Source organism: Paraburkholderia caffeinilytica, assembly GCF_051027425.1.
In the GTDB taxonomy this organism is placed as follows: domain Bacteria; phylum Pseudomonadota; class Gammaproteobacteria; order Burkholderiales; family Burkholderiaceae; genus Paraburkholderia; species Paraburkholderia caffeinilytica_A.
This window is the reverse complement of the sequence record NZ_CP186552.1, coordinates 1,591,186-1,613,300: the sequence shown is the minus strand read 5'-3', so window position 1 is coordinate 1,613,300 and position 22,115 is coordinate 1,591,186. Positions and strand designations below refer to the sequence as shown.

Annotated in this window: 21 protein-coding genes; 11 read left to right on the top strand and 10 right to left on the bottom strand. The window is 62.8% G+C overall.

Annotated elements, in window-relative coordinates:
- Window positions 1-217: 217 nt before the first annotated feature.
- Complete coding sequence (locus ACOSV0_RS07090) at window positions 218-2,173, top strand: phosphatase PAP2 family protein (RefSeq protein ID WP_434109596.1); 1,956 nt, start codon at window positions 218-220, stop codon at window positions 2,171-2,173.
- A 43-nt stretch (window positions 2,174-2,216) separates the two neighbouring features.
- On the opposite strand, the gene ACOSV0_RS07085 is transcribed toward ACOSV0_RS07090, so the two are convergent.
- Genes ACOSV0_RS07085 through ACOSV0_RS07070 form a run of 4 tightly spaced genes read right to left on the bottom strand, consistent with a single transcriptional unit; the run spans window position 2,217 to window position 5,711 of the window.
- Window positions 2,217-3,509, bottom strand: a complete 1,293-nt coding sequence (locus ACOSV0_RS07085; RefSeq protein ID WP_434109595.1) for an NAD(P)/FAD-dependent oxidoreductase — start codon at window positions 3,507-3,509, stop codon at window positions 2,217-2,219.
- 8 nt (window positions 3,510-3,517) lie between these two features.
- On the bottom strand, window positions 3,518-4,264 hold the full coding sequence (locus ACOSV0_RS07080) for an amino acid ABC transporter ATP-binding protein (RefSeq protein ID WP_434109594.1): 747 nt from the start codon (window positions 4,262-4,264) through the stop codon (window positions 3,518-3,520).
- Complete coding sequence (locus ACOSV0_RS07075) at window positions 4,261-4,917, bottom strand: amino acid ABC transporter permease (protein WP_434109593.1); 657 nt, start codon at window positions 4,915-4,917, stop codon at window positions 4,261-4,263. Before ACOSV0_RS07075 ends, ACOSV0_RS07080 begins: the two co-directional genes overlap by 4 nt.
- Window positions 4,918-4,946: 29 nt before the next feature.
- Window positions 4,947-5,711 (bottom strand): substrate-binding periplasmic protein, encoded by a 765-nt coding sequence (locus tag ACOSV0_RS07070; protein ID WP_434109592.1) that lies wholly within the window; start codon window positions 5,709-5,711, stop codon window positions 4,947-4,949.
- Between the two features lie 153 nt (window positions 5,712-5,864).
- Here ACOSV0_RS07070 and ACOSV0_RS07065 point away from each other — a divergent pair, with 153 nt between their 5' ends.
- Window positions 5,865-6,689 (top strand): IclR family transcriptional regulator, encoded by an 825-nt coding sequence (locus tag ACOSV0_RS07065; RefSeq protein ID WP_434109591.1) that lies wholly within the window; start codon window positions 5,865-5,867, stop codon window positions 6,687-6,689.
- 142 nt (window positions 6,690-6,831) lie between these two features.
- Here ACOSV0_RS07065 and ACOSV0_RS07060 read toward each other — a convergent pair whose 3' ends face one another.
- On the bottom strand, window positions 6,832-7,746 hold the full coding sequence (locus tag ACOSV0_RS07060; protein WP_434109590.1) for a GntR family transcriptional regulator: 915 nt from the start codon (window positions 7,744-7,746) through the stop codon (window positions 6,832-6,834).
- A gap of 194 nt (window positions 7,747-7,940) precedes the next feature.
- Between ACOSV0_RS07060 and ACOSV0_RS07055 the strand changes: the two genes are divergently transcribed.
- The 7 genes from ACOSV0_RS07055 to ACOSV0_RS07025 all read left to right on the top strand — a co-directional run bounded on the left by ACOSV0_RS07055 (window position 7,941) and on the right by ACOSV0_RS07025 (window position 15,557).
- Complete coding sequence (locus ACOSV0_RS07055) at window positions 7,941-8,663, top strand: amino acid ABC transporter permease (RefSeq protein WP_434109589.1); 723 nt, start codon at window positions 7,941-7,943, stop codon at window positions 8,661-8,663.
- Between the two features lie 8 nt (window positions 8,664-8,671).
- Window positions 8,672-9,421: an amino acid ABC transporter ATP-binding protein gene (locus ACOSV0_RS07050; RefSeq protein WP_434109588.1), complete on the top strand. Its 750-nt coding sequence runs from the start codon at window positions 8,672-8,674 to the stop codon at window positions 9,419-9,421.
- Between the two features lie 14 nt (window positions 9,422-9,435).
- On the top strand, window positions 9,436-10,599 hold the full coding sequence (locus tag ACOSV0_RS07045) for a M20 family metallopeptidase (RefSeq protein ID WP_434109587.1): 1,164 nt from the start codon (window positions 9,436-9,438) through the stop codon (window positions 10,597-10,599).
- 5 nt (window positions 10,600-10,604) lie between these two features.
- Window positions 10,605-11,693, top strand: a complete 1,089-nt coding sequence (locus ACOSV0_RS07040; RefSeq protein WP_434109586.1) for a mandelate racemase/muconate lactonizing enzyme family protein — start codon at window positions 10,605-10,607, stop codon at window positions 11,691-11,693.
- Between the two features lie 20 nt (window positions 11,694-11,713).
- Window positions 11,714-12,889 (top strand): M24 family metallopeptidase, encoded by a 1,176-nt coding sequence (locus ACOSV0_RS07035; RefSeq protein ID WP_434109585.1) that lies wholly within the window; start codon window positions 11,714-11,716, stop codon window positions 12,887-12,889.
- Between the two features lie 38 nt (window positions 12,890-12,927).
- Window positions 12,928-14,160 (top strand): pyridoxal phosphate-dependent aminotransferase, encoded by a 1,233-nt coding sequence (locus ACOSV0_RS07030; protein ID WP_434109584.1) that lies wholly within the window; start codon window positions 12,928-12,930, stop codon window positions 14,158-14,160.
- A 119-nt stretch (window positions 14,161-14,279) separates the two neighbouring features.
- A complete protein-coding gene (locus tag ACOSV0_RS07025) occupies window positions 14,280-15,557 on the top strand; it encodes a glutamine amidotransferase-related protein (protein WP_434109583.1) in 1,278 nt (425 codons plus the stop codon).
- 53 nt (window positions 15,558-15,610) lie between these two features.
- Here ACOSV0_RS07025 and ACOSV0_RS07020 read toward each other — a convergent pair whose 3' ends face one another.
- The 4 genes from ACOSV0_RS07020 to ACOSV0_RS07005 all read right to left on the bottom strand — a co-directional run bounded on the left by ACOSV0_RS07020 (window position 15,611) and on the right by ACOSV0_RS07005 (window position 19,890).
- Window positions 15,611-16,603, bottom strand: coding sequence for a threonine ammonia-lyase (locus tag ACOSV0_RS07020; RefSeq protein ID WP_434109582.1), 993 nt, complete (start codon window positions 16,601-16,603; stop codon window positions 15,611-15,613).
- 64 nt (window positions 16,604-16,667) lie between these two features.
- On the bottom strand, window positions 16,668-17,822 hold the full coding sequence (locus ACOSV0_RS07015; RefSeq protein ID WP_434109581.1) for a porin: 1,155 nt from the start codon (window positions 17,820-17,822) through the stop codon (window positions 16,668-16,670).
- Between the two features lie 99 nt (window positions 17,823-17,921).
- Complete coding sequence (locus ACOSV0_RS07010) at window positions 17,922-18,770, bottom strand: ABC transporter substrate-binding protein (protein ID WP_434109580.1); 849 nt, start codon at window positions 18,768-18,770, stop codon at window positions 17,922-17,924.
- A gap of 250 nt (window positions 18,771-19,020) precedes the next feature.
- A complete protein-coding gene (locus tag ACOSV0_RS07005; RefSeq protein ID WP_434109579.1) occupies window positions 19,021-19,890 on the bottom strand; it encodes a LysR substrate-binding domain-containing protein in 870 nt (289 codons plus the stop codon).
- A 111-nt stretch (window positions 19,891-20,001) separates the two neighbouring features.
- Between ACOSV0_RS07005 and ACOSV0_RS07000 the strand changes: the two genes are divergently transcribed.
- Together ACOSV0_RS07000 and ACOSV0_RS06995 are read left to right on the top strand one after the other, a co-directional pair.
- Window positions 20,002-20,415 (top strand): VOC family protein, encoded by a 414-nt coding sequence (locus ACOSV0_RS07000; RefSeq protein WP_434109578.1) that lies wholly within the window; start codon window positions 20,002-20,004, stop codon window positions 20,413-20,415.
- Window positions 20,412-21,356 carry a 2-hydroxyacid dehydrogenase gene (locus tag ACOSV0_RS06995; RefSeq protein ID WP_434109577.1) on the top strand — a complete coding sequence of 315 codons (945 nt, stop codon included), beginning with the start codon at window positions 20,412-20,414 and terminating at the stop codon, window positions 21,354-21,356. Before ACOSV0_RS07000 ends, ACOSV0_RS06995 begins: the two co-directional genes overlap by 4 nt.
- Here ACOSV0_RS06995 and msrA read toward each other — a convergent pair whose 3' ends face one another.
- Complete coding sequence (gene msrA / locus ACOSV0_RS06990; protein ID WP_434109576.1) at window positions 21,357-22,094, bottom strand: peptide-methionine (S)-S-oxide reductase MsrA; 738 nt, start codon at window positions 22,092-22,094, stop codon at window positions 21,357-21,359.
- Between the last annotated feature and the right edge of the window lie 21 nt (window positions 22,095-22,115).

Genomic DNA, 22,115 nt, shown 5'->3' with positions numbered 1-22,115 from the left:
TGCGAAACCGCTAAGGCGGCAGGCGTGCGGAAACCCGTTTGGCATTGTAATTTGTTAGCGGTCCTGCTCAGCAAAACACGGAGGTCGCTGAAGACCAGACGCGGCAAATAGCCGACCCGATCCGCAGACTCTCATGCTGCGCCTTTCATAATGCATTCATAAACTTTACTTAACCTCGCGCGCTTCACTCCCCTCGCTTCGAAGAGAAGAACGCGCCATGTATAAGAACCTACAATCGCTACGACCATCGATCACCGCATCGTTCATTGCTTTCGCCCTCGCCGCCTGCGGCAGCAACATCGACGAAGCCGCGCCCGGGCAGGTCAGCGTGCCGGCGGCTCCGGCCACACCGGGCTTCGTCGACTCCGCTGCTGCGCCCGCCGGCGTCGCGGCGTTCGTCGACAACATCGCCACGAACCAGCGCGGCGATGCACGCTACGCGACGCTCGACACCAATGCGGGCGTGCGCCTCGTCGCACCGTATCTGAACTACTGGAAGCCGCTCACGGAGATCGTGGATGCCGGCGTCAGCGCGCCGGCTGTCGGTTCGTTCCCGGCCGTCGTACCATCGACCGCCACCGGCGTACCCACGGACGGCACGCCGAATGGAACGATTCTCAACGCGTCGGTTCTCGGCGCGAACATCCAGTACGTCGTCACGACGACCACCAACCGTACCTCCGCGCAAGCCGATGCCGCGTATTACGACGACCGGCGCGGCAAGGGCTACAGCGTCACCGACGGCATGGGCCCGCTTACCGCCAGCTGGCACACGGCGGCGCAGCAGACCACGACCATCACGTCGATTCCGGCCGATGCGACGTCCGTCCTGTACAACGACAGCGGCAACAACACGGGTGTCGGCAGCACGTCGAACGGCACGTTCGGCAAGGTCGTCGATCTGCTCAACACGCTCGGCAACAACGCTTCGACAGAACCGGCCAAACGCTTCTACAAGTACCCGCGTCCGTTCCGCTGGAGCACGAGTGTCGTCGTGGTGCCGACGCTCGTGCCGGCGGAAAGCACAACGCCCGCGACCGATGGCGGCTTCATCAGCGGCCACACGGCCGAAGCAGTGCGCGACGCGGTCGGGATGGCGTATGTGGTCCCGGAGCGCTTCCAGGAAATGCTGAGCCGCGGCCTCGAGTTGGGCGAGAACCGCATCGTCGCGGGCATGCATTCGCCGCTCGACGTGATCGGAGGACGCATGCTCGGCATCGCCGCCGCTGCAGCCAACCTGTACGACCCGGCAAACGCCACGCTCAAATCGGATGCGTACACGCAGGCACACACCGCGCTGATGTCGCTGACCGGCACATCCGCGACGACGTTCAACGCGTTTGCGCATTCCGGCGACACCAGCACCGACCGCTTCGCTGACTACACAACCAATCGCGCCAACTTTCTGCGCCGCATGACGCTCTCCTTCTCGCAGATCGGCGCGACAAACACTGCGCCGATCGTGCCCAAGGGCGCAGAAGTCCTGCTCGAGACGCGCTTCCCGTATCTCGACGCCAACCAGCGCCGCGTCGTGCTGAAGACCACCGAAATGCCTTCCGGCTATCCGCAGATGGACGACGCCGAAGGCTGGGGACGCCTCAATCTGTTCGCCGCGGCGGACGGCTACGGCGCGTTCAACGGCAGCGTGGTCATCGCGATGGACGCAAGCAAAGGTGGCTTCAACGTGGCGGATACGTGGCGCAATGCCATTTCCGGCACGGGCAAACTGACGCTGCAGGGTAGCGGCACGCTGACGCTCGCCGGCCCGAACACGTATTCGGGCGGTACCGAGGTGCAAGGCGGGACGCTGGGCGCGACATCGGGGAATGCATTCGGCAGCGGCGACGTGTACCTGGGTTCGGGCACGGTGGCGATCGGTTCAGCGCAACCCGTCGTCGTCGCCGGAAAGTACACGCAACTTCAGAACACGACGCTCGAGCTCAACGTCGGCCCGAACGGACAAGGTCTGCTGCGCGTCGGCGGTCAGACGACACTCGCGGGCGGCACGTTGCATGTGAAGTTTGCGAGCGGCTACACACCGAAGTCAGGCGACCTGCTCACCCTGATATCCACGGGCGCGCTGTCAGGACGCTTCACCAGCATCGTGATCGACGGATTCACCGCCACGCCGACCTATGATGCGACCGGCGTGCACGTACAGTTGAAGAGCTAGGCAACGCTGGGCGGTGGAGCGCAGCGACCCGTGATAGGGACGCTCAGGACAGCGCATCGAGCAGTCCATACCACGCCACGCCCGCGTTGATATAGAACCGCTGCAACGCGTGAAGCGGAACGGGTTTGATCGACGTGGGCGGAAGCGGTATTCCGCGTGCCGTCCCGCCGATCAACGCGGCCAGATGCTTGCCCAGCGTTGTCGCCATCGCAATGCCGCGTCCGTTGTAGCCGAGCGCGATCGTCATGCCGTCTGCCGGCAAATGCACGTGCGGCAAAAAATTGCGCGTAATGGCGATGCGGCCTGCCCAGCGGTATTCGTATTCGATGCCCTTCAATTGCGGAAACATCAACTGGGCGGCACGTTCGAGATGCGCCCAATCCGCCGCATGACGCGGTTCGCGAAAGGGTCCGCGCCCGCCCATCAGGAGGCGGCCGTTTGCATCCTTGCGAAAATAAAGCAACAGGCGCCGCGAATCGGAAGCCACTTCGCCACCAGGCAGAACCGTTGCGCCGACATCGTCCGGCAACGGCTTCGTCGCGACGATGAAACTGTTCGCTGCGATCACCGATTGCGCGAGGCGCGGCCAAAGGCCGTCGGTATAACCGTTGGTGGCGAGCAGAACCTGTTTCGAATCGATGAGCGAACCGTGCTCCGTGCGAATTCGCCACCCTGCCGGACCGCGCTCGACGCTCGCGGCACAGGTTCCGCCATGAATCGCCGCGCCTGCCGTTTGCGCCGCGCGCGCGAGGCCGCGTGCGTAGCTCAACGGATGCACGCTGCCCGCGCGCCGATCGACCCAGCCACCGATGAATGCGTCCGTGCCGAGCCGTTTCGATATCTGCGCACGGTCGAGCAGTTCGACGGGTGCTCCACGTGCTTCCCACTGCCGCGCGCGGCCATGAAGCGTGCCGAGCAGCTTGCTCGAATGGGTCGGCTGAATCCAGCCGGCACGCGTTGCATTGCACTGAATGCCATGGCGCTCGATCAGATCGAAAACCGCATCCGCGGCGCCGCCCGCCATTTGCACGAGCGCGCTGCCATCATGTGGGCCGTAGCGCCGGATGAGTTCGTCGGGATCGTATTTCAGACCGGGAATCACCTGGCCGCCATTACGGCCGGACGCGCCCCAACCTGGCTCGTTGGCGTCGATCACGCACACATGCAGGCCCTGTTCCGCAAGATGGAGGGCCGTCGACAAACCCGTGTAACCGGCACCGACAATCGCCACGTCCACCGTGACCGAGCGGTCGAGCGGCGGCGTATCGACGGCGGGTTCCGCCGTTGCCGCCCACAGCGAGGGCGGCAACGGCTTTGCAACTTCAACCAGGCTCATGATGGTATTTAAATCCGGGGGGCTTCGGTAAGCGCGGGCATTTTGCCGAGAAACTCGCGAGTGCGAGGATTGCGCGGACGTTCGAACAGATCGGCAGCGGACCCTTCCTCATGGATCGTGCCGTCATGAAGAAAACACACACGGTCGGCCACTTCGCGTGCAAAGCCCATTTCATGCGTGACGACGATCATGGTCATGCCGTCGTCGGCAAGCTGGCGCATGACGCCGAGTACTTCGCCGACCAGTTCCGGGTCGAGCGCCGAGGTCGGCTCGTCGAAGAGAATCGCTTTCGGCTCCATGGCGAGCGCACGCGCAATCGCCACACGCTGCTGCTGGCCGCCCGACATTTCAGACGGGTACGCATCCATGCGATGCGCGAGACCGACCTTGTCGAGCAGATGCCGCGCCCGCTCGCGGGCCTGCGCGCGCACTTCCTTCCTGACAAACACCGGGCCTTCAACCACGTTTTCCAGCGCGGTTCGGTGCGGAAACAGATTGAAACGCTGGAACACCATGCCGACCTGTGCGCGCAGCGTGTGGATCTGTTTCGACTTCGCGTCGACAGCGTTGCCTTCGACGGTGATCGTGCCGGCGTCATGCCGCTCCAGTCCGTTGATGCAGCGAAGCAGCGTCGATTTGCCCGATCCGGATGGGCCGATCAGACACACCACCTGACCGCGTTCGACACTCAGACTGACGCCCTTCAGCACATGCTGATCGTGAAAGCGCTTGTGAATCGAGTCGACCTTGATCATCGTTTTCCCTTCAAGCCGAGGCGGCGTTCGAGCCGCCGCAATCCGTAGACGAGCGGCAGGCTCAGCCCAAGGTAAAGCAGCGCCACCAGCGTGAATACCGTCATGTTCTGAAACGTCGACGACGCGATGAGCTGCCCGGCGCGCGTCATTTCGGCGACGGTGATCGTCGATGCGAGCGACGAATCCTTGAGCATCATCACGAGGGTATTACCGTACGGCGGCAGTGCGATCCGGAACGCCTGCGGCAACACCACGCGCCGCATGATCATCGCGCCGCGCATGCCGATCGACTGCGCCGCTTCGATCTGTCCGTGATCGATCGCCTGGATGCCCGCGCGAAAGTTTTCCGCCTGATACACCGAGTACGCGACACCGAGACCGATAAACCCCGCCTGAAACGCCGACAGTTGCACGCCGAGATCCGGCAGCACAAAGTAGATGTAGAAGAGCTGCACGATGATCGGCAGCCCGCGGATCACGTTGATAAACGTCGCGGCGGCGTTCGATACGACGCGGTTGTCCGACACGCGCATCAGCGCGAGCGCGAGACCGAGCACCGTGCTCAGCACGAACGAGCAGAAGGTGATCTCGATCGTGACGACCGCGCCTTTCAGCAGGATCGGCAGAAACTCGATGGCGTTCTGGAGGAACATGGCGAACCGTCCTTATTCGGAAAACGACGTCATTCCACCTGCCACTTCTTGACGATCTGCATCAGCGTGCCGTCGGCCTTGATCTTCCGGATGCCGGCGTTCAATTGCTCCAGCGTGGCCGTGTCGCCCTTGCGCACGACGAAACACAACTGCCCTTTCACCGACGGCTGATATCCGGCGACAAGACGCAATTGCGGATTCGGATTGTGCTGAAGCTGGTAGGCCAGAATCGGCTGGTCGCCAAAGCCCGCCTTGATGCGGCCGAGCGCGACGTCGCGCATGATGTCGGCGACTGAATCGTAGGTCCGCACTTCCTTGTAGATGCCCTTCTTGTTCAACGCGTCGACGAACGCGGTGCCGACCTGCGCGCCGACCACCTCGCCCTTGAGGTCGTCCATCGACGTGTACTGGCCTTTGTCGTCGGCACGCACGATCAGGCCTTCGCCATAGGAATACACCGTGTCGGAGAAATCGACGACCTGCTGGCGCGCCGGCGTTTTCAACATGGCCGCCGAGATGATGTCGATCTTCTTCGTGGTCAGGGACGGAATCAGCGAGGCGAACGTGGTCTGCTCGATCTTCACGTCGAAGCCCGCCGCTTTGCCCGTCGCGGTAATCGCATCGACCAGCACGCCCTGAATCGAATTGCTCTTCACATCGAGAAAGGTGAACGGCACACCGGTGGCCGTCGCGCCAACCTCATACGTGGTGGCGGCCACCGACAAGGCCGGCGCACCGGCGAGCAGCAATCCTGTTGCAAAGACACTGGTAAGGCGTTTGGCGAACCGGAACATGAGTCTCTCCATGAGTTGACGACGGCCGACTGGAATATCGGTACCCATCAGTTGGATGATGATATTCGAATCAAAAATATCGACAAACGAAATTTGCGTATCGATATTCGATATGCTAGATTCCATAACAGGTAAAAACAATTGGGTGATTCCATGACACGCAAGACGCTCGGCGCGCAGCCGGAAGCGCCCCAGGAACCGGAGGAAACCCCGGATGCACTGTTCAATCAGTCGCTGGAGAAGGGAATTGCGGTGCTGCGCGCGTTCAGCGCGCAGCGCAGGTCGATGACTTTGCCGGAAGTCGCGGAGGCAACCTCGATCACCAAGAGTTCGGCACAGCGCATGATCTACACGCTGGAGAAGCTCGGCTATGTGAGAAAGCATCCGCGTACCCGGCGCTATCAACTGGCGCCGCGTGTAATGCAGATCGGTTTCAACTACCTGGCTGCGGACACGCTGATCGACGTCGCCAATCCGTTTCTGTCCGAGCTCACCAATGTCACCGGCGAGACGACCAACCTGACCGAGCCGGACGGCCTCGACATGGTCTACGTGGCGCGCTTCGTCTGCATGAAGTTCGTGCCGATTCACATGCCGATCGGCAGCCGCATTCCGATGTATTGCACAGCGTCAGGGCGGGCTTATCTGGCAGCGCTGCCCGAAAACGAATCGCAAGCGCTGCTGGTGGCGAGCGATCGCGTCGCGCATACGCAGTACACCGTCACGGATCTGGACGAGCTCGACACCCGTCTCGCGCTGGGCCGGCGCAACGGGTATGCATCGAACCGCGAGGAACTCTTCATTGGCGATATGACGATCGCGGTGGCCGTGCTCGACGGAGAACGCCGGCCGGTCGGCTCGGTTCACGTCGTCGCACCGACGAGCCGTTGGACGCAGGCGGAAGCGGAGGCGCGGCTGGCGCCCGCGGTGATCGATTGCGCGCGTGGTATTAGCAACTCGATCCGGACCCTCGCGTGAGGAACTGATCGGCGAGGCGGCTATGCTGCAGCACCGCTGCAGCCTGCGAGGAGAAACTGCGAGGGGAAATAGTGCCGGAAATAGTGCCTGCCCGTGATTTCTTCTCCGACGCCGCTCAGCGGCACGGGCGGCAGTCCAGGCTTTACGCGACTTTCCCGCCCTTCGCCACCGCCTCGGCGGCCCCCGTCGTATGGTAGGCATGAGACAGATGTTTGCGCATGCGCTCGGCGGCGACCGGCATGTCGTTCGCGAGAATCGCGTCGATGATCTCCAGGTGTTCGTTGCACCACTCCCGAATCCGCTTGCGGTTCACATAGCCCTGAAATTCGAGCAGACGGCGCAGCCGGTTCTGCTGCTGCATCGATTGATGCATGAATACGTTGCCGCTGTATTCCGCGAGCATCTCGTGAAAATTGGCATCGGTTTCGAACACCTGCTTCGGCGTCACGCCGTTGAGACCGAGTTGCGAAGTCAGAAAGATATGTTCGCGCCGGCATCGCTCCAGCGCGGAGCGGTCCGCCGAAAAAGTGGGCAATAGCAGCCCGGCCGGCTCCAGGGTCAAACGGAAATCGTAACTGTTCTTCAAGGTAAGCGCCGAATCGAGCGAGGGCTGAAAGCTCCAGCCGTGCCCCTTGTTACGCACGATCAGGCCATCTTCCGACAGACGCGACAAGGCTCGCGTCATCGTCACCCGGTCCACCTCATAGCGCTGCGCGATATCCGTCTGCGTGAGCGACGCCGGAATCAGACCCGCCAGGCGGTCCGTCACGAGGCGGTTGTACAGATCCTCGTCCCCCGAAGTGGGCAACTCCAACTCGATGCGGTGCAAACCCTCCGCGGGACGCGCCAGAAAGAACCCCTGATTTTTTCGCGCCTCGATCACGCCGAGCGATTCGAGCAAGGTCATGGCCGCCCGCACGGGCGTGCGCGACACCCCGAGCAGGTCCGCCAGTTGTTGTTCACGCAGGTGATGCCCTACCTCGAACCTTGCTTCCTGAATGAGATCCAGGATCTGTTTGGCCAGCAGATGGGCACCCTTGCCCGCCCTTTTTGTCATTGCACCGTCCCATCGAATCGATCTGTAGAAGAATATCAAAAAATACAAATTTCAAATACCAATCGGCTCCGGGATCGGCAAGACCACCGTCAGATTGACTTCCTTACAGCGGAATTAATCCTTGACCCGTCTTTTTTCTCTTTGTATAAATCGACACAATTCATACAAATTGTAGTTCATGATTGGAGTTGCGCATGTCACTACACCTGCTGCTCGAGTACCTGATCTCGAGAGATTTTCTCCACGGCGCGGCGCTCACGCTGGTCCTGACCGTCATCTCGCTTGGATTCGGCATGCTGATCGGCCTCGTGCTGGCGTTACTGCAGGGCACCCGCAGCCAGATCGCAAAGACCTTCACGTTCGCCTATCTGTGGTTGTTCCGCGGCACGCCCGTCCTGTTCCAGATCATCTTCATCTATAACGTGCTGCCGTCCTTCGGCATCCGCTTCAGCGCGTTTGTCTGCGCGGTGCTCGCGCTGTCGCTCAACGAAGGCGCGTTCATGTCCGAGATATTCCGCTCCGGCCTGCAAGCCGTGAAACAAGGACAGCGCACCGCTGGGTTCGCGCTGGGTATGACGCGCGCCAAGGTGTTCCGCCATATCGTCGTGCCGCAGGCGCTGCGGGTCGTCCTGCCGCCCATCGGCAACCAGATGATCGGCATGCTCAAACTGAGCGCCCTCGTCTCGGTGATTGCCGTGCAGGAGTTGCTGCTGGTCGCCGATCAGGCGGCAAGCGCGAACTTCCGTTATCTGGAAGCGCTGACCGCCGCCGGAATCTACTACCTGGCGCTGACCACGCTGTTCATGCTGCTGCAGGGATGGATGGAACGCGCACTCGATCGCAAGCGCAGGACCAGTACGCGCCGCATGTCGTTCGCCGAACGCCTGCTCGGCACTTCACAACCCCTTGTTCGCTAAGGATGCCCATGTCTGCTGGCGCCTCCCTCCCCTTGCTGAAAATCAACCGTATCGACAAGAGCTACGGCGACACGCGAATTCTCAAGCGCTGTTCGATCGATGTCGCAGCGAAAGAGACGATCGTGATCGTCGGCCCTTCCGGGTCCGGAAAATCCACGCTGCTGCGCTGTATCAACCTGCTCGAAACGGTCGACGCCGGCAACATTCTGTTCGAAGGCCGCGACCTCGCACGCGAGCGAAAAAACGAACACCTGGTGCGCCAAAGGATCGGCATGGTGTTTCAGAACTTCGAGCTGTTTTCCCATCTGTCGGCTGTCGAAAACGTAATGCTTGCGCCGATGACCGTGCTGGGCGTTTCGCGCCACGACGCACATGACCTCGCACTCGGCCTGTTGACCAAGGTGCGCCTGCGCGAGCGCGCCGATTACTTTCCGGACCAGCTCTCGGGCGGCCAGCAGCAGCGCGTGGCGATCGCCCGCGCGCTGGCGATGAAACCGAAGGTCATGCTGTACGACGAGCCCACCTCCGCGCTCGATCCGGAGATGGTCAGCGAAGTCCTGGACGTCATGGCCGAACTGAGCGCGGAAGGCATGACGAGCCTCGTCGTGACCCACGAAATGGGGTTTGCGCGGCGCGCCGCCGACAAGATCGTCTTCATGGACGCCGGCGAGGTCATCCTGACCGAGACCAGCGAACAGTTCTTCAACGGCTCCACGCACGAACGTGCGCGCCGGTTTCTTGACCAGATCCTGCACTGACCCGGAACACTTACATGCCCATCCAACCCGATCTGTCCCGCATGAAGCGGGACCTGACTGCGCTTGTCGGTATCAATACGGAAAACCCGCCCGGCCGTGAAATCGAAGCGGCGCAACTCGTGGAGCGCCTGCTCGCCAGCGAAGGCTTCGATCTGTCGCTCAGCGAATACAAACCGGGCCGCGCCAACGTGATGGCGCGGCTGGAAAACGGCCCCGGCCCGACGTTCGCCTTCAACACTCACCTCGATGTCGTACCGGCCGGCGACGGCTGGACGTCCGATCCGTTCGTCCTGCGTGAAGCGGACAACCGCCTGTACGGCCGCGGCTCATGCGACGCGAAAGGTCCGCTGACCGCGATGATCGAAGCGATGCGCATGCTCGCAGCGGACCGCTCCAGCTGGTCGGGTACGTTGCTCGGCGTCTTTACCGCCGATGAGGAAATCGCCAGCGAAGGGGCGAAGTTCTATGCGGCCGGCCGGCCCAAAGTCGATTTCGTGGTGGTCGGCGAGCCGACCTCGAACGCGACCTTCTCGGCCCACAAAGGCAGCCTGCGGCCGCTCGTGCGGGTGCACGGCGTCACGGCGCACTCCGGCACGCCGCATCTCGGCGACAACGCGATTTATCGCGCCGCCCAACTGCTCAAGCTGGTCGAAGGACATCACGAAAACGAAGTGCGCTGCCGCTGTCATCCGCTGGTCGGCTCGGCCAGCCTGACCGTCACCCGCGCGCTCGGCGGCCATGCGGACAACGTGGTTCCCGGGGCCTGCGACCTGCTGCTCGACCGCCGTATGGTGCCGGGCGAACTCGAAGAGGACGTCAAGCAGGAAATCGAGCAACTTCTCAAAACCGCGTACGAACAATTCGGTGTGCGAGCGGAAGTGCTCGAATATCGCCCCACCACCGGCGGCGCAACCGAAACCGCACTCGACTCGAAAATCGTTCAGGCAAGCCTCGCGGCCTGCCGCGCACATGGCACCGCCGAGCCGGGTCCGTTCGGCTTCCAGGGCGGCTGCGATCTGGTGCACTTCCGCAGCGTCGGCGCATCCGGCGTCGTGATCGGCCCGGGCACGCTCGAAGTCGCGCACAAGCCGGACGAGTTCGTGCCGATCGACGAACTGCTCGCGTCGAGCCTGATCTATCGGGACGTCGCGCTCGAGATGATGAAGAAGGGCGGCTGACGATTGTGCTAGCCACTCTTCACCGCGCCTCGCTCCACTACGGCGACGGCCTCACGCTGCACACCGCGGCGTCGGGCAGCGTCGGACACCTGGACGCGCTTTATCTGCGGCTCGTCGAACAGGACCATGTGGGCATCGGCGAAGTGCGGATCAACATCGCCTATCTGAACGGCCTCGCCGCGGAGGCGGTCGTCGCCGACGCACGCGCCGCGCTCGCGCAGATCGACTGGCAGCGCCCTGCTCGCGCACTCGTTGACACATCCGGCGAATGGCTCACGCGCTTCTGCGCGCCGGTGCGCATGATGATCGACAGCGCGCTGCGCGATCTGGACGCACAGCAAAGCGGCGTCAGCATCGCGCAGACGTTCGGTGCGAATGGCGAGCAACCCGCCGCGTGGCGCTCGAATCAAACGCTGTTCTGGTCGTCGGACGACACCATGCTGGCCCGCGCCGACCGTTATCTCGAACGTGGCTTCAACGATCTGAAGCTGCGCGTGGCAATCGGATCATTCGACGACGATCTGCGCCGCATCGACCTGCTGAAAACCCGCTTCGGCAATCGCATCATGTTGTCCGTCGATGCGAACGGCCAGTGGCTGCCCGGCGAATGTCCGGTGCGCTTCGCCGCGCTGGCCGCGCGCGAGGTCGAGTACATCGAGCAGCCGATCGCTGCCGGCGACTGGACGAATCTGCGCCGTCTCGCGCAGATGAGCCCGCTCACGCTGATGCTCGACGAAAGCCTGCAATCGGACGCCGACATCGACACCCTGTGCGGCTTCGCCGGCCTGCCGGTGGCCGCGCATCTGAAACTCGTGAAACTGGGTGGAATTGCCTCGACGATCGGCGCAGCCCACCGGCTGAGCGCCGCAGGCATTCCGCTGATGATCGGCCAGATGAACGAAGGCGCCGCTGCGACCGCAGCCGCCCTTCAGGTGTGCTGCGCGACCGCGCCGCGCTGGGCCGAACTCTACGGCGCCGACGGCCTTCTCGACGATCCCGTCAGCGGACTGTCGTATCGCACAGGAACGATCTGCGCCGCGGGCCACACCGGACTCGGCGTCTCGTTCGACGCCGCCCTGACCCAACCTCTCTAGACGTTTAGGAAACCATCGACATGCAAACAAGCCAAGGTCCCGCTCAAGGTTGCGAATCGGCCTTTCCGGCCGAGGAATATGCAGGCCGTGTCGCTCGTGCACGCGCCTTGCTCGCACAGGCGAACATCGACGCGATGATCGTCACCGGTCCGGAAAACATCTTCTATCTGACCGGCCAGCAGACCCCCGGTTATTACACGTTTCAGGCCCTGATCCTGCCGGTTGCGGGTGAACCCGTATTCGTGATCCGTCAGCTCGAATATTTCAATTTCATCGCCAATACGTATATTTCGGATGCCCAGGTTTACAGCGACGGCGAAAATCCGATCGACGTGCTGGTCAAGGTCATCCAGCAAAAAAGCCTGGCCGGCAAACGCATTGCGCTCGACAAGCGCGGCTGGTTCCTGCCGATCGCCGTCTACGAAACGTTGTGCGACAAGCTCGGTACGATCGCCGATTCCGCCGGGATAGTCGAACAGCTTCGCGCGGTGAAGTCAGCCGCGGAAATCGAAAAGATCGCCATTGCCGCCGGTTATGTCGACGCCGGCTTGCGAGCGGGTCTGGCCGCGGTCAAGCCGGGCGCGACCGAAAACACGCTGGTGGCGGCCATGATGTCCGCGGCAATCGCGGCAGGCTCCGAATACGTCGGCATGGAACCGCTGGTGTCGGCCGGCCCGCGCACCGGCGTGCCGCACGGTACGTGGCGCCGCCGCGCGCTCGAAGTCAATGCGCCGGCGTTCCTCGAAATGGCCGCCTGCCACGACCGCTATCACGCCGCGCTGATGCGTTCGGCGTGGATTGGCGAAGTCCGCCCCGAAGCGCTGGAGATGGAGAAAGTCTGCCAGGAAGCGCTGCAAGCTTCACTCGACGCCATCCAGCCCGGCGCGCCCTGTGAGGCCCCTCACCTTGCCTGCCAGCGGGTCATCGACCGCGCCGGCTACACCGACAACTTCAAGAAGCGCACCGGCTATTCGGTCGGCATTTCGTTCGCGCCGGATTGGGGCGAAGGATCGATCCTCAGCCTCTACACGGGCGTCATGACGCCGCTGCAACCGGGCATGACCTTCCACATTCCGCCCGCGCTCCGGATCTACGGCGAGTTCACTGTCGGCGTCAGCGAAACCGTGGTGGTCACGGAGACCGGCTACCGGGTCCTCGGAACGGTCGAGCGGCCTTTGCTGCGCGTCGCGGCCTGACGCTGCGAACCGGCACCACCAGACAACACGAGGTCAATATGTTTTCCAATCAGCTCGCGCCGCGCATGCAACGGGTGCAGCCTTCGCCCACCGCGGTTATCTCCGACAAAGTCAGACTCCTGCTCGCACGCGGCAAACCAGTCATCAATCTCGGCGAAGGCGAACTGCACTTCGATACGCCCGCCCATATCAAGCAGGCCGGCATCGCCGCGATCGAACGTGGCGACACCAAGTACACGGCGGTCGCCGGGACGGCGGAATTGCTCAAGGCGATCGCCGACAAATTCGCTCGCGAGAACGGCATCCAGTACTCGGCGCAGGAAGTCATCGCCGGGACCGGTGCAAAGCAGCTCATCTTCAACGCGCTGCTCGCAACCATCGCGCCCGACGACGAAGTCCTGATCTGCGCGCCCTACTGGGTGTCTTACCCGGACATGGTCGCGCTCGCCGAAGGGCGAGTGCGCGTGCTGCCGAGCACGCCTGAAACAGGCTGGAAATTGCAGCCGGACGTGCTACGCGCCGCCATCGGCCCGAGGACCCGCTGGCTGATCCTCAATTCGCCGAACAATCCGTCCGGCGCGATCTATACGCACGATGAACTGAGAGCGCTGACCGACGTGCTGATCGAACACGAACACGTGTTGCTGATGGCCGACGACATCTACGAGCACGTGCGCTACGACGAACGCTTTTATACGCCGGTACAGGTCGAGCCGCGGCTGCGCGAACGCACGCTGACCGTCAACGGCGTATCGAAAGGATATTCGATGACCGGCTGGCGCATCGGCTACGCAGGCGGCCCCGCCTGGCTGATCCGTGCGATGCAGACGCTGCAATCGCAAAGCACGTCGAATCCGAGCACGATCTCGCAGGCAGCGGCAATGGCCGCGCTGCGCGGCGGCACGGCTTTCATGTCCGACTGGCTCACCGCGCTGCAGGCCAATCGCCAGATGGTGCTTGCCGCAATCGAGCGATGCCCCGGACTGCATTGCGCAGCCTCCGAAGGCGCGTTCTATGCGTTCGTGAATTGCGCGGGTCTGATCGGCGCGACGACACCGGACGGAACCGTTCTGAGCACGGATCTCGATTTCGCCAATTACCTGCTCGATGCCGCGCATGTCGGGGTCGTGCACGGGAGCGCATTCGGCGTGGAGAATCACGTCAGGATCGCTTACGCGGTGCCCGCGCAGACCTTGCAGGACGCGTGCGGCCGGATCGAAGCCGCCTGCGCCGCGCTGGCGCACTTGCCGGTGGAAATCAGCGGTCTTTAATCGCTAACCACTCGTCTCTCATCGCCAATCTTAAGCAGACGACGTGTGGCCGGTACGGTACGGCCACACGCCGAAGCAACGGCGCATGAAATGCGCACACCCGATCTCCCGAGGCCTCGATGCTGCACCTCGTTGAAGACGATGCCGACACGCCGGCACACTACAGCGCCCAGGCCGCGATTCTGACCGATACGCTCGGCGCGACGCTGCAGCACCTCGCAGCTCGCTTCGACGAAGATCGTTTCCCCGACGCGGTACAGCACGTGACCTGGGACGGTGCGCTCGTGCCGAGCGGCCTGATCTGGAGCGACCGCCTGAGCGGGCAGCCGGTTACCTCGGCACGCAGCGCCGAAGATCTGATCGCGAACGCGGCGAATGCGGCCGTGATCGTGCCGGTGCATCCGGGCACCGAGGGCGGACTCGCGAAACTCGACGCGCTGTCTGCGCTCGCCGCGCGCAGCCATGTTGCGACCGCTCGCTATCGCGTGATGCGTGCACATGGCCTCGTCGAAACAGTCGAGCTCGAACAAGCGGGCAGCACAGGTGGCTTACCGAGGATCGTGACGCGTGCGCAGCAGGACCGCTTTGGCCGCTGGACATGGAGTGCGCCGCACGCACAACGCGGACCGGCTGCAGCCCTGCCGGCAACCGACGCGCGCAAGCGCACGGCAAGCGCAAGCGTGCACATCGCGCTAATCGGGCGCGAAGCCGACCAACGCGACACTTACCCCGCCACGCTCGCCGCGCTGGCGGACGCAGCCGACGCACAAGCGATCGACATCAGCATCGGTTTTGTCTCGCCGCACGACCTGAACGATACAAGCGCCGAAGAAGCGCTCCGCGCTTTCGACGGCATCGTCTTGCCGGGCGGTGCCGACATGACGCGCGTACCGGGACAGATTGCCGCTGCGGCATACGCGTGGCGCGCGTCAAGACCTGTCGTCGGTCTATGTCTCGGCATGCAGTCGATGGCCACCGCGATCGCGCGGCTCGCCATGCACACGAACGACGTCGGCCTGATGGAGGCCCAGCCTGACGCACGAATCTTGAGCTTCGTGCCGATCGGCGCCGATCGTTCGGCAGCGCCCGTTCATCGCCTCGGGCGCCATCCGCTCGATGTCGCGCCCTCTTCCAGGCTGAACGCGATTCTCGGCGAACGGCAGTGGATTCATTGCAATCACCGCTACCGGCTCAATCCTGAACTCGACGTGCCGCTGTCGTCCGTTGGTGTGGAGATAGTCGCGCGCGATGCAAGCGGACGGATCGCGGATGCGATTGAAGCACGCAATCATCCGTTTTTCATCGGTATGCAGGGTCATCCGGAACTGTCGTCCGCAAGCGGCGCCCCGCATCCTCTATTGAGCGCGTTTCTACGCGCCGCGGCGGATCGCGCCTGAGGCACGATCCGATGCGGCTGACAGCCCGCATCGGCCGCAGGCGTTGTTGCTGCTCAGACGTCCGCTTTGCCGATGGCCGAAGCGAACAGCGCAGCGTCGACGTTCCCGCCGGACGCGATCACCAACACCCGCTTGCCGCGCAGCGACGCCGCGGCGGGATCGGTCATCAGCGCGGCGAGCGCCACCGCGCCGCCCGGCTCCACGACGACGCGGAATGCTTCGAAGCAGAACGCCATGGCCTGCATGACGGCATGGTCGTCCGCTGCGAGTACACCGGAAAGCCGCTGGCTGTTGATCGAGAACGGCAGCTCCGCCGGGACCGGCGCGAGCAGCGCATCGCAAATCGACACATTGCCGGCCGGGTTGGTCTCCCGATTCCCCGATGCAAGGGAGCGCCGGGTATCGTCGAATTCGGCCGGCTCCGCCGCCCAGACCTGAGCGCGCGACCCCGCCGCCTCGACCGCGAGGCAGGTGCCCGCCGAGAGCCCGCCGCCACCGCACGGCACGACGATCGCGTCGATGGCATCCGGACCCAGCCGCGTCAGCGCTTCGAGCGCCACCGTGCCCTGCCCCGCGATCACGTGATGGTGATCGCCCGGCGGAACCACGGCGAACCGGCCACGCGTCGCCAACTCCGCGGCCACGGCCTCACGGCTCTGGCGCTCACGGTCATAGCGAACAATCTGCGCACCGGCGATCCTCGCTTTTTCGACCTTGTTCGCCGGGGCATTAGACGGCATGACGACCGTGGTCGCGATGCCGAGCATCCTGCCGACTGTCGCGATCGCCTGCCCGTGATTGCCGGTCGAGTACGCCACGACGCCGTCCGGACAATCGTTCCGATCGAGACGCGACAGACAGTTATACGCGCCACGAAACTTGAACGCCCCAGTGTGCTGAAGACTCTCGAGCTTGACGAAGACTTTCGCCCCCGTGATCTCGTCGAGCAGATCCGACCGCACGATCGGTGTGTCGATCGCAACGTCGCGCAGTTGCATGGCCGCGTCCCGCACATCGTTCGCGACGGGTGTTTGATAAGACAACATGCTATAGGTCTCGATTCTCAAAGGAATAGGAACGGCAGGTCTCCCCTGCCGCGAACCATTGTGATCAGAAACGATGCCGAAAACCCACCGTGACAATGGCCTGCGTACTCGTGCCGTCGACGCCATAGGACGAGATGGTTGCCACGGCGGCCTGCGTACCGCCGGACGCCGTGCGTTGCGTACCGCTCGCGCGCTGGAACGCGGCGGTTGCATAGACGTCGGTCGCTTTCGACAGCGTGTAGAAGCTGCCGGCACTCACCTGGTTGTAGTGTGCCGACTCGTCGCCATTTGCCGAGGTCAGGATGTAGCCCACGCCAAAGCGCAAGGCAGGAGAGACGCGATAGAAACCATAGACGCGCCCGGTATTGAATTTCTGCGTCGCCGCGAAAGTCGACTCACCGTCGCTGGTGTAGCGGGCGTTGCTGTAACCCGCGCCCAGTGTGAAAGCACCGATCTGATACTGCCCCGCGATTTGCGCGATCGCGAGCATATGCGCGCTCTGGTAAGCCGTATTGATCGATCCGCCTTCGAAAAGGGCGTCCGTGGTGGCGCTGGTCCAGCCGGTTCGCTTGCCCGAAGCGGCGTTGGCGTTGGCCGCCTGAAAGTAACCGGCGGCCACTTTCACCGGCCCTTGGCTATACGAAACAGCACCGCTCGCTGTATAACCCTGGCCGGTCGAACCTGCAACGCCGCCCAACGCATACAGCGCCTCGAATTGCAGTCCTGAATAATTTGGACTTGAATATTTCACCGCATTTGAAACACGTGCGCTGAAATCGTTGTTGTCGACATCGCCCGGCGTCGCGAACGGGACACTGCCGCCCGCACCGTCGGCGGTCAACGGTTGCACGAGATCGACAACCGGGTCGTACATGCGGCCCATAACCACCGTTCCCCAGCGCTCGCCCGACAGCCCGACAAAAGATTGCCGGCCGAACTCGCGGCCGCCCTGAAGCGACTTGCCGGTACCGATCGCAAATCCGGATTCGAGCTGGAAAATCGCCTTCAGGCCGCCGCCGAGGTCCTCACTCCCCTTCAATCCCCAACGGTTCCCCGACAGCCCGCCGCTGAGCAAGCTGTAGCGATTGCCGCTCGCGGTCTTCAGATAGCTGATGCCGGCATCGACGATGCCATACAACGTGACGCTGTTTTGCGCATGTGCTGTTGCGGAGACGCCGGTCAATGCGACCGCCATGCTTATCGAAGCCACTCGTTTCATTTTTTGCCTATGGTCTGTATGCAAACGACGGATGAGCGACGCCCGTCAAGGCGGGGTCCCCGCCTCGACCATTCATCCTGTGAGGAAAATATCCGGTGCTTAGTCGGTATGGGCGGCGGTCGAGTCCTGGCCATTGAAGATCGAGACGGAAGGCGGCAGCTTCCATTTTTCGATCAACTGCTTGTACGTGCCCTGCGCCACGACTTTCGCAAGGGCATCTTTCAGCGCCGCCGCTACGGCCGTATTGCCTTTCGGAACGGCGAACCCGATGGTGGTGGTCTGTTCGAATTCCGGACCGACCGCCTTGTAGACGTTGGGCACTTCGGCCAGCAATTGCACGGTTCCGGGCGTCGAGTTGTAGATGGCGTCGGCGCGCCCCTGGCGCAGGCTCAGCGCCGAGTTCTGCGCGGTCGGCAAGGTCATGATGTTGGGCGCGCTATGGCCGGCGGCGACGCAGCGCTGCGCGTCGGCGCGTGCGTAGGTTTCCTCGATACCGCTCAGCGTGACCGCGATATTCTTGCCGCAGATCGAGTCGTCCCGGCCGGTGATCTTCGCGGGATTCGCCGCCTGCACGATGATCCGGTCGCCGATCCGCAGATACGGCACGAAGTCGACCTGGGCGCTGCGCGCCGGCGTCATGTACATCGCCGAATTGATCAGGTCGATACGGCCGCCTTGCAGCGCCGGAATCAGGCCGCTGAACTGCATGTTCTGCGGGGCGGGCGTCAGATTCATCGCCTTGGCGACCGCATTGATCAGATCGATGTCGAAACCGGTCAGCGCGCCGTTCTGGGTGAATTCAAAAGGTGCGAACGTCGCCGCGACGCCATAGGTCAGTTGCCCGGCTTCGAGCGTCTTCAAAGGCTCGGCAGCCTGGGCGGGCATGGCACAAGCGAACGAAATGGCTGCCGAGGTGAGCAGAGCGCGCAGCGCGATAGATGGTTTCATGACGATCCTGGTGGCGAAGGGAGATGTTTTGCTCAAGTTGTACAAATTTATACAAACGCGAAAATTAATCGTCAAGCGCGAATTTAAGTTCGCAATCAAAACCACCATGAAATGTGCATTTTTCATTTGCGGCGTGCCTTCCATGCATTTGTATTTTTATTTCATGTTGTACATGTTGGAGCACGCTAGAGAGACAATCCGATCCGGATACGTCGCGCCGGGCGGCCTGCCGTAGCGCCGCGGCACGGATTCATTTCGCCGGCGATTGAAGAAGCGCCTGCGAGAGAATGGCCAGCATGTTCGGGCGGTCCGCCTGGGCGCTCGTCAGGAGCACGATTTCGCGCTCATAAGCTTCGTCCACGATCTGCGTCATCCGGCAATCGCTTGCGAAACGCTCGATGCCGGACCAGCGCGGCACGAGGCTGACGCCGACGCCATCCGCGACCAGCATGGCAATAGCCTCCAGCGCGTCCAGATCGCCGATGACAGACGGCTCGATCCCCTGGTCGGCGAGAAATTTAGCCGAATAGCGGCCTCCCCATGCGTCCGGGTCGTAGCGAATGTAGGGCTGCGAGCGCAATAGCGAAACGGCGCTGCCGCGTGCTTTTTTGCCCGCCAGCAAAACGAGCGGCTCCCTGCGCAGCACGATAGCGCGCGTCGTTTTCGGCAACGGAAACGGCGGAGCGACAACAATGGCCGCGTCCAGCTCACCTGCCTGCAGCGCCTGATACAGGCCGCGGGAGGTTCCCGGGACAATCACCGGCCTGCCCTGCGGAGCCTCCTGCGTCAGCGCCCGCAGCGCGCCTGGCAGCATGCCTGTCAGCGCGGTGGAGATCGCCCCGACCCGCAGCGTGCCACTCAATCCGCCCAGGTCCGCGTCGCCCTCCAGTAACGCCGACTCGCGCACGATACGGCGGGCGCGCGGCAGGAGGCTCAGACACGCCTCGGTCGGCCTCGCCGTGTACCCGCTGCGCGAAAGCAGCGCAAAACCCAGCTCGCGTTCGAGCGCCTGAACCCGCTGACCGATCGCTGCGGCCGTAATCTGCTCCACGCGCGCGGCATCCGCGATCGACCCGCAATCGACCACCGCGATCAGGCTTTTCAGATAACGGGTTTCCAAAAGAATTCCTTTTGTTTTATAAAAAAATACATGCTATCTCTTTCGTAAAGCCGATGCTAGGCTCCCGGGATCGCATCATCGACTTCTCTCCCGCCAAGCCTGGAGCCTCCTATGCAAACCTGTTTCCATCTCGCCTATCACGTGCGGGATCTCGACGAATCACGCGCGTTCTACGGCAAGATCCTCGGATGTGAGGAAGGCCGCAGCACCGATACCTGGGTGGACTTCGACTTCTTCGGCCATCAGATCTCGCTGCATCTGGGCGAACCCTTTCCCGTCACGAATACCGGCAAGGTGGATGAACATTGGGTGCCGATGCCCCACCTCGGCCTCGTGATGGAGATGCAGGACTGGCGCCAACTCGCAGACCGCCTGGTCGCCGCGGAGATCGACTTCGTCATTCCGCCGAGCCTGCGCTTCGCCGGCGAACCAGGTGAGCAGGCCACCATGTTCTTTCGCGACCCCTGCGGCAATCCGATCGAAGTCAAAGGGTTCGCCAACCTCGGCAAGGTGTACGCAAAGTGAAGACCGCTATTCCCTTCATCTGCAACCCTCACTATCCGTTCGTGGCTGACTGGATCGACGCGCTGCAACAGGCCATGCCCGACGAAAAGATCGTGCCGCTGCACGCGCTGGATGCCCAGGCGAAGGCCGTCTGCACGGTGGCTATTGTCGCCAACCCGTTGCCGGAAGACCTCCGGCAACTGCCGCAATTGAAGTGGGTTCACAGTGTCTGGGCGGGTGTCGAACGGCTCGTGACCGATCTGGCCGATACCGATCTGAAGATCGTCAGACTGGTCGATCCGCAACTGGCCGACACCATGGCCGAAGCCGTATTGGCCTGGACCTTGTATCTGCATCGCGATATGCCGGCCTACGCCGCGCAACAGGCCAATCGCCAATGGCTGGCGCAGGATTACACGCGCCCGGAGGACAAAACTGTGGGGCTGCTGGGGTTGGGCGCACTCGGCGAAGCGTCTGCACGGCGCCTCGTGGACGCCGGCTTCAAGGTCCGCGGATGGAGCCGAACGCGCAGAGGCGTGTCCAATGTCGAGTGCTTTGCTGGCGACGCCGAATTGCCGGCCATGCTGGCGAAGACGGACATTCTGGTTTGCCTGCTGCCGCTGACGGCCCACACGAAGGGATTGTTGAACGCGACGATGCTAGGCCATCTCCCCGGGCACGCGTCGCTCATCAACTTTGCGCGCGGGCCGATCGTCTGCGACGACGCACTACGTGCGGCGCTGGAATCCCGCCGGATAAAACACGCGGTGCTCGACGTGTTCAGCGTCGAGCCATTGCCGCCCGATAGCTGGCAATGGGGCAATCCGCACGTCACCGTCTTGCCGCATATCTCGGCGCCGACGGATCGCAGGACGGCATCGGCGATCGTCGCTCGAAACATCCGCAACTATCACGAGAGCGGTGCGATACCCGAAAGTGTCGATCGGGCACGGGGATATTGACTAACCGCTCACCTTCAGCAACACCGGATCGTTGCGATACAGATCCGGGAACATCCGCTTCAATTCGTTCACCTTCGGCAGATCGTTAATCGCGATGTACGGGTAGTCGGGATGAAGTGCGAGGAAATTCTGGTGGTAGTTTTCCGCCGGATAGAAACCCTTGAAGTCCTCCACACGAGTCACGATCGGCCCTGAAAATACGTGCGCCTTACCGAGTTGCGCGATATACGATTGCGCGACGGCACGCTGCTCAGGATTGGCAGGAAAAATCGCCGAACGGTATTGCGTGCCGTGGTCGGGTCCCTGATAGTTCAACTCGGTGGGATCGTGCGCCACCGAGAAGAAAATCTGCAACAACCGTCCATAGGTAATCTGCGTCGGGTCGTAGGTAATCTGCACCGACTCCGCGTGTCCCGTATCGCCTTCGCTGACGGTTTCGTATTGCGCGGTGCCGGCCGCGCCTCCTGTGTAGCCCGAAGCAACCTGCTTCACGCCGCGCACGTGTTCGAATACACCCTGAACACCCCAGAAGCAGCCCCCCGCGAATACGGCTGTTTCGCTATGCGTCGCGCCCACTTTTTCATCCTGGGCAGGCGGTGGAATCCTGGTCGCTGCTTCAGCCGAATTCGCGATGCGTTGCGCGGCGAAAACACTCGCCGCAATGGCGACACAAGCAGCAAGCCTGGTGAAGGTCGAACGCCTGCTTCGGGGAGTCTGACGGGTAGAAGTCGTGTACATGACATCGGTCCTTCAAAGAGT

Bases quoted from the DNA above. Each gene is read 5' to 3' on its own strand.
- msrA (WP_434109576.1), bottom strand. From the start codon at position 22,094: ATGTACACGACTTCTACCCGTCAGACTCCCCGAAGCAGGCGTTCGACC.
- ACOSV0_RS07035 (WP_434109585.1), top strand. From the start codon at position 11,714: ATGCAAACAAGCCAAGGTCCCGCTCAAGGTTGCGAATCGGCCTTTCCG.
- ACOSV0_RS07065 (WP_434109591.1), top strand. From the start codon at position 5,865: ATGACACGCAAGACGCTCGGCGCGCAGCCGGAAGCGCCCCAGGAACCG.
- ACOSV0_RS07050 (WP_434109588.1), top strand. From the start codon at position 8,672: ATGTCTGCTGGCGCCTCCCTCCCCTTGCTGAAAATCAACCGTATCGAC.
- ACOSV0_RS07020 (WP_434109582.1), bottom strand. From the start codon at position 16,603: ATGTTGTCTTATCAAACACCCGTCGCGAACGATGTGCGGGACGCGGCC.
- ACOSV0_RS07045 (WP_434109587.1), top strand. From the start codon at position 9,436: ATGCCCATCCAACCCGATCTGTCCCGCATGAAGCGGGACCTGACTGCG.
- ACOSV0_RS07075 (WP_434109593.1), bottom strand. From the start codon at position 4,917: ATGTTCCTCCAGAACGCCATCGAGTTTCTGCCGATCCTGCTGAAAGGC.
- ACOSV0_RS07085 (WP_434109595.1), bottom strand. From the start codon at position 3,509: ATGAGCCTGGTTGAAGTTGCAAAGCCGTTGCCGCCCTCGCTGTGGGCG.
- ACOSV0_RS07080 (WP_434109594.1), bottom strand. From the start codon at position 4,264: ATGATCAAGGTCGACTCGATTCACAAGCGCTTTCACGATCAGCATGTG.
- ACOSV0_RS07090 (WP_434109596.1), top strand. From the start codon at position 218: ATGTATAAGAACCTACAATCGCTACGACCATCGATCACCGCATCGTTC.
- ACOSV0_RS07015 (WP_434109581.1), bottom strand. From the start codon at position 17,822: ATGAAACGAGTGGCTTCGATAAGCATGGCGGTCGCATTGACCGGCGTC.
- ACOSV0_RS07025 (WP_434109583.1), top strand. From the start codon at position 14,280: ATGCTGCACCTCGTTGAAGACGATGCCGACACGCCGGCACACTACAGC.
- ACOSV0_RS07000 (WP_434109578.1), top strand. From the start codon at position 20,002: ATGCAAACCTGTTTCCATCTCGCCTATCACGTGCGGGATCTCGACGAA.
- ACOSV0_RS07030 (WP_434109584.1), top strand. From the start codon at position 12,928: ATGTTTTCCAATCAGCTCGCGCCGCGCATGCAACGGGTGCAGCCTTCG.
- ACOSV0_RS07060 (WP_434109590.1), bottom strand. From the start codon at position 7,746: ATGACAAAAAGGGCGGGCAAGGGTGCCCATCTGCTGGCCAAACAGATC.
- ACOSV0_RS07010 (WP_434109580.1), bottom strand. From the start codon at position 18,770: ATGAAACCATCTATCGCGCTGCGCGCTCTGCTCACCTCGGCAGCCATT.
- ACOSV0_RS07070 (WP_434109592.1), bottom strand. From the start codon at position 5,711: ATGTTCCGGTTCGCCAAACGCCTTACCAGTGTCTTTGCAACAGGATTG.
- ACOSV0_RS07055 (WP_434109589.1), top strand. From the start codon at position 7,941: ATGTCACTACACCTGCTGCTCGAGTACCTGATCTCGAGAGATTTTCTC.